Origin of the sequence: Colwellia marinimaniae (genome assembly GCF_002207865.1) — a bacterium.
Classification (GTDB): Bacteria; Pseudomonadota; Gammaproteobacteria; order Enterobacterales; family Alteromonadaceae; genus Colwellia; species Colwellia marinimaniae.
In genome coordinates, this window is the sequence record NZ_BDQM01000052.1 from 1 (window position 1) to 12,935 (window position 12,935).

Below are 12,935 nucleotides of genomic sequence, written 5' to 3' on the forward strand. Positions count from 1 at the left end.
CTCTACGGCATAGAACAACGTATTAAAGGAAAGTCGAGTGAAGATAAGTTCAACATCCGGCAGTCACACGCTAAGCCAATCGTAAAAGAACTACATCACTGGCTGATAAAGCACAAAGATAAAATCCCGCCTAAAAGTAAACTTGGCGAGGCCATAAGCTACAGTTTAAATCAGTTTGATAAATTCCAACGCTACCTTGAAGATGGCAGACTCTCGATTGATAACAATCGAGCAGAGCGAGCAATAAAACCGTTTGTGATAGGTCGCAAGGCATGGCTGTTTTCAAATACCTGCAATGGCGCTCATGCGAGTGCTATTCTCTATAGTCTCGTTGAAACGGCTAAGGCTAATGGCCTAGTCGTGCATGATTATATCTCAAGATGCTTGCAACATATTGCTGAGCAACCAAACAATCTTGAACCGCTGTTACCATGGAATATTGAGCGCGGCTAGGTGCCGATCCCTATACGCTTACCTTGAACGGGGAACTATTCATCGATTAAAGCTATTTTGTAAAAATACATTAATATAAAAGTTACCTATAAAATAGATAATTGTGGTATTTTTTAATGAGTTAAGAAAAGGCTTAAGGATACAGTATGGTTTTGGCTAAAAAAGACGAATGTTTAATTGTACTCAGCGAAGATAGTTCTATTAATCAAAAAAAGCTTATAGATAACAACGGAAATACGATTTTAATTGTTGATAAATCTTGGAGTGATGAACAAATTTGGCAAGCATTGGACATCGCCAATCAAGCCTTTAATTCAGGTATAATGGTTGCCAATGAGAATAAATCTAATGAAATACAACGAGCTATCAATGTAAAGACTAGTGAGTTAAGTCAACAAATAAGAGATAATGAAAGATCGGAATTATTACTTAAGTCTTTATACCGTATATCAGAATTAACTAATGGATCTTTATTGGATATCGATACGTTTTACGGACAGATCCATAATATTGTAGGTAAATTAATTAATACTTCGAATTTTTACATTGCTAAATATGACAAAAAAACTGACTATTTATATTTTGAATATTATAGAGATGGCTTTACAGATGAAGCGGCAAAAAAATTCTTTAAACCGAGGGAATTAAGTAACCATTACACAGAGTTGGTCATACGCTCCGGCGAGATAGTGTTACTGTCTCGTGATGAAATGGAAGAGCTGTATAGAAAAGGAGAGGTAGTAAAGGCTAGAGCAGCCGTTCGTTCATGGTTAGGTGTTCCTCTTATTCACTCTGGAGAAGTACATGGCGCTATGGTAGTTCAAAGTTATCAGAAAGATTTTATCTATAATCAGTCGGATGCAGAACTGTTGAACTTTGTTTCTCAGCATGTTTCTACAGCAATTAAACGTCGAGAAGTTGCTGACTTTGAGCTTCAAAATCGAAATTTATTAGAACATACCGCTTCACATGACAGCTTGACTAATCTTCCTAATCGAGCGTCGTTCTTTGGAACACTTAGTCAAGAAATCGCTTATATGAAACTTAATAATAATTACGATTTTGCTATCTTATTTCTTGATCTAGATGGCTTTAAAGCTGTTAATGATACTTATGGACATCATGTTGGAGATTCTCTCCTTAAAATAGTCGCAAAGAAATTAAAGGGCTTTGTTCGGAATAATGACACTGTTGCTCGTTTAGGTGGGGATGAGTTTGTAATCATTATTAAAGAGTTAATTGAAAAGGAAACAGCTTTTGAAATTGCTAAACGAATCACAAAGACTCTTGCTTTGCCAATAATGATAGAAAATAACACAGTAATTATTGGTACTAGTATCGGAATACTTTTTAGTGACGACAGTTACGATAGCGCCGACATCATGCTAAGAGATGCTGATGCAGCCATGTACAGGGCAAAAGAAAAAGGAAAAGGGCGTTTCGAGGTTTTTACAGCTATTGAAAGTTAGTAACTTAATAGTGTAGAGGACTAGTTAATTTGTCCTTTTAGCTAGAGATATCATCGATTAAAAAATAAAATGCTGTGGTCAATATTAGTTAGCCACAACCAAGCTATTCTGACAATAAACAACATGAAGGGGTAATAGAGCTATTCGTTACAGTGTTATAAACTTGATGCTTGGGGCCCTTCGCATCTCATTTTAAAAAATTAGTAAATTTCCAATGAAGTAGCCATTTTGTTAATGGCTACTTGGTGCGCATCAATGTCATTAACTTAAGGTTAAATTATGCATTTACAATGGTTTAGCTAGTTGCTAACCTAGCTATGAATTAAAAATAGAGAGAATTAACCAATGAGCTGTTCAGTATTTAATTCAAATAGTACAAAAATTAACCGATAAGATTCATTCTACTGAGTTTTTAGAAAATCACCGTAAGACACCTGCCAATTTCACCCGAAATCGAACCCTTACTTTCCCTCGTTTAATTAGTTTTATGTTGAATGCTCTTAACGGTTCAATTCAGGCAGAGCTCGTTCGATTTTTTAATGTTATCGATGATAGTTACTTATCAACAACGTCAGTTAGCACCGCTGCTTTTTGTAAAGCGAGAATGAAATTATCTCATCAGGCATTTGTTGAGCTAAACGATGATTTAGTTCAGGAGTTTTATGAGGTTGCAAACATTAATAAATGGCAAGGTCATCGTCTGTTAGCTGTTGATGGCTCTGTCACACAACTCCCAGATTCTGACGAGTTGCTGCAACGCTTCGGTAAAGCTCATACACAGACTAAAAGGCCTTGTGTTCGGCTTTCTCAGTTATACGATGTTAAAAATAATATAACGCTAGATTTACAGGTAGACAGCTATTCAACAGGTGAGCGTGACATGGCACTGAAACATCTAAATAAAACTCAGGCAGGTGACTTAGTGCTTTATGACAGAGGTTATCCTGCCGTTTGGTTTTATAAATATCATCTGCTGAAAAACATTGATTTCTGCATGCGTATTGTTAAAAGCTCTAATGTTGTTAAAGCTTTCTTAGAAAGTGGGAAATATAGCGATATTATCGATTTCCCTTGTGTTGAAAAGTCTCTTCGTCGATGCAGAAAAGATAAAATATCAACAGAATCGCTAAGTTTAAGATTAGTGCGAGTTGATTTACCCTCAGGTGTTCCTGAGGTACTGGTCACGTCACTTATTGATGAGCAAACATATCCTACTTCTATCTTTTCTGGTTTGTATCACCAACGTTGGGGGATTGAAGAAGATTATAAAGTGTTGAAAAGCCGCCTCACCATTGAGAATTTCTCTAGTGTTTCCACTGAAGGTGTTTTACAAGATTTACACGCTAAGCTATTAACTAAGAACCTTGCTGCTTCTGCGATCCATGATGCAAAACGAAAAATAGAAAAACCTAAAAAGAATAGGCGCTATGATTATAAAATCAATTTCACCTTTGCGATAAATCAGCTCAAAGATAATATTGTTCGGTTCACAATGAAGCTAGCTGATCTTGAGCTATATGAATTACTGATAAGTAAAATATCAAAGAATTTAAGTGTTATTCGACCCAACTGTAAGTTTGTTCGACAAGACCGTAGAAACAAGACAAATAAATACCCTATGAATTATAAACGTATGTGCTAAATCCTTAAGTTAATGACATTGTTGTGCGCATTGAAGACATAAAACCCTCCTGAATATTAAGGTCAACTTTCTGATCATAAAGCTGACATTACTTTCGTATTTCTATCTCGCTATGGGGCATAAACCGCCTTAGAATATTCTAAATTAATACTGGGTCACTTCGCCACTACAAAGCCATAAATTTAGCCTTTTAAAAAGAGGTCTCTGGATTTAAACTAACGTTGATGCCATCAAGTGCAAGCGATTTAGAAAGTTTTTATCCGCAGAGTTGATGGTGCTTTATTTATCATTCAAGAGTATCTGGGCAACTTAGGTTATATTAAATATATTTTGATCGAAGAGGCAGTGTAGGCAATTTAAACAACTATCGTGCCTATATATATTAATACAACTCCTATCCTCACAAACATATGCGCCACTAAATATTGCCCTTCACGAGCATAAGATCTCGCAATTTAATTTTAAATTAAATGTTAACTTTCACATCAATAGCTAGTTTTACTATATGAACATGAAAACTTATGTGATTGAACGAATGAGACAAGCTTGTCCATACCTTAGTTTTGGTCAAGTCGTTAGGTTAAGTGATGCTAGTAAAATCATTGGTTACAAGGCTATAGGCTTCAAACGTACTGGCGAAGTTATCTGGCAAAGAGGGCTATTATAAAGCACTAACCCTCTATGTTAAGAATGGTATAACGTATTCCATTTGAATGAACTCTTTAATGTCATATAATTATCTTTTATCAGTATTATTTAAATGAATAAGGATAGTAATTTCATGGGAGCGAACAATAAAGAGATAGCAAAATATTTGTTGTTAATAAAAAAAATAACTGCTTGGAAAATAAAATCTCCAGACCACAAATATTTAGTTGATGATGTTGTTCAAGAGGTCTTCCTTAAGTTATTTAAACAGAATTTTTTTGATGAAAATAAGTTTGAATCTGAAGATGATCGAAAAATGATAACCAGTTACATAAGGCGAACTGTCCATTCTTGTTATCTGGATCAGTTGATAGTATTGGGCTTTATCCGAAGGTTAACTAAAGCAGAAAGGTTATCTTTGGTTGGTCCGTATGAAAACATTAAAAAGAAAAAAATAGAAGATACTTGTGAAGGTGACATAGCACTTCCACCAATTGAAAGCCCAGAACAATATATTTTTGTAAAAGAAGCATATCAATGGATAAAAAGTTGTTTTGATAAATTACTGCTTAATATATCTAATTTTGATAGACAAAAATTTTTTGAGGCTGCCTTTTGGGATTTTAATGAATATGATTTGCCATTAAATAAATTGGCTGTTCATATTGGCTATAGTTCTAGTAACCCAACGCAAGAATTAAAACGTTTTATTGATAAAATATCTTTGTGTACCCAACCTCATGGTGTTGTCGTAACTAATCCGCATGAGCAAATCCAATTTTTACGAGAATTAATAGCACATTCAGAGGAAAGAACATGAAAAATATAGATATAACTAAGCAGATTTTATTAATGCATGAAAGCGATGTTTTTAACGATATGGTAAATGAGGTAGAAAAAGAATTAGCTGAAGGAGTACCTAAATCATTGCAGGATGAACTTGATAAATTTATTGCGAAAGCAAACTTATCCGCTGACAAACCTACAGATAATATAATCCCTTTTAATAGAAAAAAGAAAGAAAACATATATGAATTTGCTGAGACGGTGTTGCTTGCAGCATCAGGAACTTCATTAGCCGAATGGTTCTCTCAACCGATTAACTTTGGTGGCGCTGGCTTTATATTAGATGTAAGACGTGTGATAGGCTCAGATAATGAAGTTGACTTATATCTTACTCCCAATACAGATAACAGCGCTCAAATGAGGAGTTCATTATCATCATATCTTGGTAAGTCATTAGATATTTCTATTCTAAATGACGGTGAATATCTATTAACGGCCACTATATATGTTGATGAAGAAGGCACGGCTGCTGAAGGAAGTGGCTATTTGAGTAATAGTGAAAACATGAAAGGGATCAAAGGTAAAATCAGCATAAATATTCTTATGAACGACAATTGAAATTGTAAAAAACTCCATCGATGGAGGGATAATTTTTGCTCTTATATTCATGATATTTCGTCCCCCCCTATCTATTTCACCTGTTGGCTTTATGTGATTTTGTATACTCGAATTACATAAAGACAATCAACACCTGAAAAATATACTCCCAAACATTAATTTCCTTATTTTTATAAATCAACAGCTCTAAACATCACTAAATTCCCCTTAGTCAAAAAGTCACCCTGTTTTATAACAATCTTTAAATAAACCCGTAATAAGTACCTTAATTACAATACCTTAATGGGTATTTCTAATACTTTTAAATTAATTTGTTAATTCTTACCAATGTAGGTTGTTTACATATACAGAACATAAAGAAATTAACTAACTATAAGTTTCAACTCAAAAAGAGCACTGAAACTATTTAAAAATATTAAGGAAGTAAATATGTGTAATTCTCATAATCATAGTGCTGGTTGTACTTGCGGATTTGGCGGTGAAGGTCATTTAGGCGGGGGCGGTGGCTCATTAACTGAAAGCTACGCTTTCCAACCCAGAACGTACAATAGTACCGTACAGGAATACAAGCATGATGATATATGTGCGCCAACAACTTGCCAGTATTGCCAGAGCGAAATTTACTTTGTCAGACATAACGGCGGCAGTGTTTGGCTTGATGAGCTAGGCGCACCTTGGCATAAACACCAATGCTTTTACCCTGATGATATTACCCCTGTTATAAGCACAAAATATGTGCCTGATGAGTGGTCAGTTGGCATAATTTCCCGCATTCAAATTATCAAAAAGGGAGAGGCAAAAATTACCCTTAACACGCTTGCTGGTAAGGAAAGTGAGCATGATTACACTTACCCTGATTATTATGATTTTATAGCTGAGTATTTGGGCAGCTTGGTGATGATCAATAACCAAAATTTCACCTTGAAAAAAGTGCATACACCAAAGCCAAAAAAGCAACATCTTGAAATAATGAGGGTAAAATAATGCAAACAACTTTTAGATTATGTAATGGCTTAACAGCAAGCCAAGTAAAGGCAGCCCCTTTTGTGATTTATGCTCATAAGATTAATGGGCAGGTATACATTGGGAAAACTAAAGATCCCGTTTACCGCTGGAATGCTCACTATGATGCATGCAGCAGCACAACAAATAGCGAATATAACAACCCCTTTCAGGTGGCATTAAGAAACGCACAATGCGCATGGACTGCAACAGATCATTACATTTTAGCCGTTAGCGATTGCGCCAACGAGATCAGAATATTTGAAAACATAGCTATCTGCAAATATAAAAGCTCACTTAATGCAACAGGGCACTGGGGTTATCGTGATACTGCGGGCATGTTTAAACCGCTCAGCCAGTGGAATAATACGGTAACATTGTTTAGGGATGAAAGCCGTGATGTTGAGTGGGGGCTTGCTAAAACTGATGCTGAGCGTGATGTATGTATTGCCCGTGTTGAGCGTGGCAGGACTAGCCCAACAAGCTTAGTTTCAACGGGTAAAGATGGTAATTTTCCCGCTGGTTATAAAATAAATTGCTCAAGACCAGCACGTAAAGGGCACCCAGTTGGCTCACACGTTAAGGTATTGGTCAGTTGGCATGCTAGTGGCAATCAATTAGTTGGAAAAAAGCATGATGTTTTTGTACCTGTTAATATTAATTAAAATAACACCTAAATTTGAGCGCATTGTTGGCTAGGATTTATCTAATATGTAGTTAAATGATCTACTTTGTTAGGTGGCGGCATTAAATCTTTATAGCGTTGATACAATAGCGCTATAATTTTATCCTGTTTTAGCAAAATTGACTTGTTTAGTCCTAGAGGTCAAAGATAGTGAGTAATTAAAACCACTAGAGAGAAGTCAGCTCATGGTAATGTAGGTAATGATATACAAATTTAAGGTTAAAGTTTTAAGCTAATGATTTACATACTCACCAATACAACAACAGTTTTGCAAACTGAGGTTCGACCTCAGGAAAGTCAAATTGGTGACCCTTCAGTTAAAGCACAGTTAAATTTAACGCTTAAACAAAAATTAACTCCCCAATCTTTTCAAGATCAGCAACGCTATTTAAATAGTAGTGCTATTGCCGCTTATGTTTCATTAAATAAATTGGACCAGCGCCAGCGTTTTCGTGCTGGTATCAATTTAACAACACAACATAATGATAGTTTCAATTTCAGCCAAGGAAGTTCTAGCAGTGGTTTAGGCTATGCACTCGCTCTTTTTGAAAGCTGGTGGCGAGTTGTTTTAAAAAAGCCAGGTAAGTTTGAGTTCCCAATTTTTGCAACAGGCGAGATATTAACATCAGGACATGTACAACCGATAAGCCATATATGCGAGAAGATTGATTCTGTTTGTGCTTATGTAGAAACAAACCAAGACCAATTTACCCAATTCTCTATATGTTATCCAATACAAAACGATGATGACATAACAAAAGAGCAACGTAAAAAAATTGCGGACTTAGGTGGGGTTTTAGTAACAGTAACACGGCTACAAAATTTAATTGGTGAACTATTAGGTGATAGTTACGATGGTGATCCTCTTGGTCGCTGGGCACCATTTAAAGGGTTAAGTAGTTTTGAATATGAAGACAGTGTTCGTTTTTTTGGCAGAAGCAAAGACGTTAATCGTTTGTATGATGATTTAAAACAAAACCAAGGTTTGCTGATTGTTAGTGGTGCAAGTGGTACGGGAAAATCATCATTAATTAAAGCAGGATTAATCCCCAAACTAGAGCAAGAAAATAATCAGTTTAGCTGGGCTTATACTACGCCATCAAAAGTACCGGAAAATATTGGGATAATCGGCTTTCTTTTTGAAGAGTTAAATAAAGCTTGGCAGATTGAGAAAAAAGGGCTGTCGATCACTGAGTTAATATCAACCTTTGCTAGGTCGCCAAATAAAGCAATTGAGAAAATTAGCACTATCGTTGACGATAAAACACCTCCATGCTTAATCTTCTTTGATCAGTTTGAGGAGGTGTTTAGCCAAGCAAACGAAAGTATTGTTATTATCCTAAAAGTTTTAAATGAGCTAGCAAATCAACTGAAGCCGTTATATATAGTGTTGGCGCTTCGTAATGAATACCTAGGTCGTTTATTAGATAATCAGGCACTTAGTTCACCCGTTATATCTAATGTGGCATCACAGCTTGAACTAGACGATTGGCAAGCAATCATTCATGAACAATCAGCATTTTCTGGGATTACTTTCGAGCATGATAGCGAGGGTGGTGCCTTAGATAAAGTCATCATAGATGAGGCATCTAAAACACCTTATGCACTTCCTATGGTGGAGTTTCTATTAGAGCAGCTTTACCTCAAAGCTACGTTAGAAAATCCAAATGCAACGGAACTAAAGTACCTACATTATAAAGAGTTAGGTGGTCTTACTGGTGCCATTGCTTATAGAGCAACTCAAGTATTAAAAGACAATCAAGCCAACGAAAAATTAATCGCTCAGCTTTTTGATACTTTCGTGGGTTTAAATGGCGATTTTTTACCTTATGCTAAACAAGTTGACCTAAATAAACTAGAGGCAGACTCACCCCAAACTTTTAAACTGGCTCAACAATTTATTGATGCGAATTTAATTGTCAGCGTAAACAACACTACTGTTAAATTGGTACATGATAGTTTGTTTAATAACTGGAATGAACTGAAGCAATGGGTTACAAATAATAAAGATTATCTAGAGTGGCGCTACAGTGTTGATGGTCAATTTTTACGTTGGTGTTCGGAACAAAAAAATAATTACCTAATTAAGGATAACAGGTTACTCAAAGAAGGCTGGCGTTATTATAAAAATGGCATTGTTAGTGATAACCGTTTAGCAAAATACCTTAAATTATCTAAACGGTATAAAACTAATGTTAGATTTAGCTTTTCCTTTATTTTTATTATATTACCTCTATTACTTAGTTCGATTTACTATTGGGACCAACAGCGAGTTAAGAGTAAGTACTTTGCTAATATCGTTGAAGTACAGAGTGTGCCAAAAGGTATTTATGAGTTAACAGAAGAGGAACAGAAACATTTAGGAAAATACTATCGATTTGATTTCCAAGGAGGCGTGTTAAAAAAACTTAGCTATCAAAATAGTGTTGGAATATTGATAACAAACCCCCATAAGGATAAAGCTGCCATTTGGGAGTATAAGTATACTGCCGATGGTAAGTTATTGTCAGTAGATATAAAAACTAATGCCAAGAAACGAAAGAGAGTCGATACTTATCAATTCAATAAAAACCAATCATTAGTCACTATAGGTAAAAATCATGGTGATGGTGATTCTTATAGTTATTTGTTGAGGGACAGTTTTAAAAAACTTGAAACAGAAATTTCTGGTACACATAAGTACAAATATTTTTATAATGAATCAGGATTTATCACTAAAAAGTATTATTTGAATGCATTTGGTAATAGAGTTTTACATTCCGGCCTCTCATGGTTTGGAGAAGAGTTTACCTATACAAAGGCAGGACAAGTCGCAACTCAATTGTTTTTAGACCTGAACGGTCAACAAATTAAATCTACTGCTAATAACTCTGTACCTACCTCTGTAAAGTACGAACATGACGAAAAAGGATTTAATATTAAGGAAGAGAGTGTATTTGAGAGAGACTCTATTATAAAAGTTAGAAAATATGATAACTGGGGTAATAATAAAGAAATTAGACAGACTAATAAACTTAAAGAATTAATCGGAAATACGAATAAGCCAGCTCGTACTGTTTTTAAATACGATAGCTCAGGTAATATGGTAGAAAAGCTTACGTATAATCCAAAAGGTTCTCTAGTAGAAGGTCTAGGGGGATATTCAAGGAGAGTTATTAAATATGACAAAAATGGCAGGGCAAGCCAGCTAAATGATTATGTTCAAGATTTTAACTCCCCAAATAACACTGTTGATGGTTGGAAAAAGCTCTCTACCATAAACTTTTTATATGATAAAGATGGAAATTTTAAAGAAATCAGTAATGCCCCTTCGTTAGGTGATAATTATATAAGAACAAGGTTTATCTATGATGATAAAGGAAATGCAATTGAACAACGAGTTTTAGATCAATCAGGGGTGTTTTTAAGTGTAAGTGGTAATCATTCATACGTTAAATATAAATACAATGATTTAGGAAACATTATAGAGCAGGCGTCCTTTGTAGGTGAAGAGGAAGTAGCTCTTTATGATGATGATTATCACAAATTGGTATTATCTTACAATGACGCAGGTATTAATACTGGGCGAGCATATTTTGGTAAAAAGGGTGAACCTGTTGCAAATAAAGATGGTATCTGGAGATATGTTTATGATTATGATGATAACAATCGATTGAAATCAACAAGTCATTATTATCCCAATAAAAATTCTAAAATGATATTGAAGAATGATCAGTCTGGAAACCAAACTGAGACCATCTACTTTGATGAAAATGGTAAAAGAGCACTAGGCGAACATGGTTTTTCTAAGCGAGTGTATCGTTATGATGATTCTAATAACAAGATAGAAACTTCATACCTGAACGAAATGGACCAGCTTATGATGTCTTCTGAGGGGTTTGCAAAACAAGTCATTGAATATGATCCATCGGGGCTTTTTATTAAGAGAATATTAAATTATAAAAATACGGATAAGCTGGTTGATTATATAAGCTTAATTAAGCCCAAAAACCTTCCAAAAAATCAATATAAGAAGAATAAGGTAAAACTAAAGCTTTCATCTAATGTATTGGGAGCTAAAGTGTTTATCAACGGTGTTTTTCAGGGAACTACTGATTATGCTCTAGAGGTTATTCCTGGTGAAATTGAATTAAGAATTGAATTAGAAAAGTACACGACTTATAAAAAAACAATTGAATTATATAATGACCAAATAATTGATGTGCAATTAACCCTAAGGCCCAAGCTTTCCTTTGATGAGTTAATGATTAAGGCTAAAAATGGGCAAGCCCTTGAACAAAAACTGTTGGGGGACTACCTTGTAGCTCTATCTCTAAAGTCTAAAAAAAGAAACGGTGCGCTTAATTGGTATAAAATGTCTGCAAAACAAGGCTTTGCTCCAGCAATGCGTTTGATGGCAAGTTGGTATTTAGGTTCCGAAATATCTAAAGGAGACTTTTCAAAAATAGCAAAAAAAGACCTCATTCAAGGTGTAGATTGGCTTAAAGGATCAGCCAAACAAGGGTCTGGGGAATCACAATATGATCTTGGCTATTTGTATGAACATGGTCATATAGGTGCAAAAAACATAGATACCGCATTAAATTGGTACGAAAAGTCTGCCGAGCAAGGTGATTCACGTGCTCTTTCTAGACTAGGAAGACTTTATTTTCTTGGGAATACAGTTAAGCAAGATCGTAGTAAAGGACTCCACATGTTGGAGCTAGCGGCACAGTTAGGTGTTAAAGAATTATTTACTATTATTACTTCTGCATATAACGGAGCATGGGGAGAAGAGTTTAATGATTTTGCTAAATCATATTATTGGACTAAAAAAGCTGTAGATATAGGTAATATAGAAGCTTATTCATATCTTGGTTATGCATACTATGAAGGGATAGGTGTAGATTTTGACCAAAAAACAGCAATGAAATGGCTTATGAAATCCGTTGATAGCAAGGCTAAAAATGCTTCAACATCCATTGCAACGATGGGGCTTATTTATGAAAAAGGCAGAAATGGTATCAAAAATTATGAAAAAGCTTTTGATTGTTTCAAAAAAGGAGCTGCTTCAGGTAATGCTTTATCAATGTATAAACTGGGAGTTTATTATTCAACGGGTTACGGAACTCCAGTTGATAAAAACCAGGCATCGTATTGGTTTGAAAAAGCAAAAACTAATGGCTATAAATAATCAAAGTAACGTTGTTAATGGTTAAAAAACATCTATTGTTATCAATAGTGGACAAAAAATGAGGAAGACAATAATTCACAAAACAATGGCTATGTTATTTCTAATGAAGCCTTTCATAAATATCAATAACTGACTTATAAACCCCCTAGCTTATAACTCAACCACCACGTCTAATCGCAGATTACACTTCTAATTTAACCTTACGCTCCTAAGGTTAAATTAGTGAATTAAATTATTTTTCAACTAATTTAAATTAAATGTTAATTCCCTCAGTTTATCTCCGTTTATTTAAATGAAGGCAGAAAACCTGCATTTAAATAGACACTCAGGAGATAGAGTTATGCCCCCCGTGTCAGAATAGTTGTCACCCCTAAAATTTAAATTTTTTTAGATCGGGGAGTGGTAATCGAACAATAAATGTCTAGTTATTCAACAGAAAGAAAAGAAGCTATTTTAAGT

General features: G+C 34.9%; 9 protein-coding genes. All 9 read left to right on the forward strand.

All coding sequences use genetic code 11. The features are described from left to right. On the forward strand, positions 1-453 hold a 453-nt coding region (locus tag MTCD1_RS17335), incomplete at its 5' end, for an IS66 family transposase (RefSeq protein WP_143760137.1). Positions 454-599: 146 nt separating this feature from the next. Further along, entirely contained in the window at positions 600-1,922 is a 1,323-nt protein-coding gene (locus MTCD1_RS17340; RefSeq protein ID WP_057180699.1) for a sensor domain-containing diguanylate cyclase, read from the forward strand. Between the two features lie 394 nt (positions 1,923-2,316). Beyond that, the gene (locus MTCD1_RS17345) at positions 2,317-3,564 is read left to right on the forward strand and encodes an IS4 family transposase (RefSeq protein WP_232300064.1); all 1,248 of its coding nucleotides are present in this window, start codon (positions 2,317-2,319) and stop codon (positions 3,562-3,564) included. 505 nt (positions 3,565-4,069) lie between these two features. Next, the gene (locus MTCD1_RS21310; protein ID WP_157447797.1) at positions 4,070-4,231 is read left to right on the forward strand and encodes a hypothetical protein; all 162 of its coding nucleotides are present in this window, start codon (positions 4,070-4,072) and stop codon (positions 4,229-4,231) included. Between the two features lie 114 nt (positions 4,232-4,345). Next, positions 4,346-5,032: an RNA polymerase sigma factor gene (locus MTCD1_RS17350; protein WP_057180700.1), complete on the forward strand. Its 687-nt coding sequence runs from the start codon at positions 4,346-4,348 to the stop codon at positions 5,030-5,032. Further along, on the forward strand, positions 5,029-5,616 hold the full coding sequence (locus tag MTCD1_RS17355) for a hypothetical protein (protein ID WP_057180701.1): 588 nt from the start codon (positions 5,029-5,031) through the stop codon (positions 5,614-5,616). Before MTCD1_RS17350 ends, MTCD1_RS17355 begins: the two co-directional genes overlap by 4 nt. A 429-nt stretch (positions 5,617-6,045) precedes the next feature. After that, positions 6,046-6,600, forward strand: a complete 555-nt coding sequence (locus MTCD1_RS17360; RefSeq protein ID WP_057180702.1) for a hypothetical protein — start codon at positions 6,046-6,048, stop codon at positions 6,598-6,600. Further along, positions 6,600-7,283, forward strand: a complete 684-nt coding sequence (locus MTCD1_RS17365) for a GIY-YIG nuclease family protein (RefSeq protein ID WP_057180703.1) — start codon at positions 6,600-6,602, stop codon at positions 7,281-7,283. Before MTCD1_RS17360 ends, MTCD1_RS17365 begins: the two co-directional genes overlap by 1 nt. Positions 7,284-7,538: 255 nt before the next feature. Then, a complete protein-coding gene (locus tag MTCD1_RS17370) occupies positions 7,539-12,476 on the forward strand; it encodes an nSTAND1 domain-containing NTPase (protein ID WP_057180704.1) in 4,938 nt (1,645 codons plus the stop codon). The last annotated feature ends 459 nt before the right edge of the window (positions 12,477-12,935 follow it).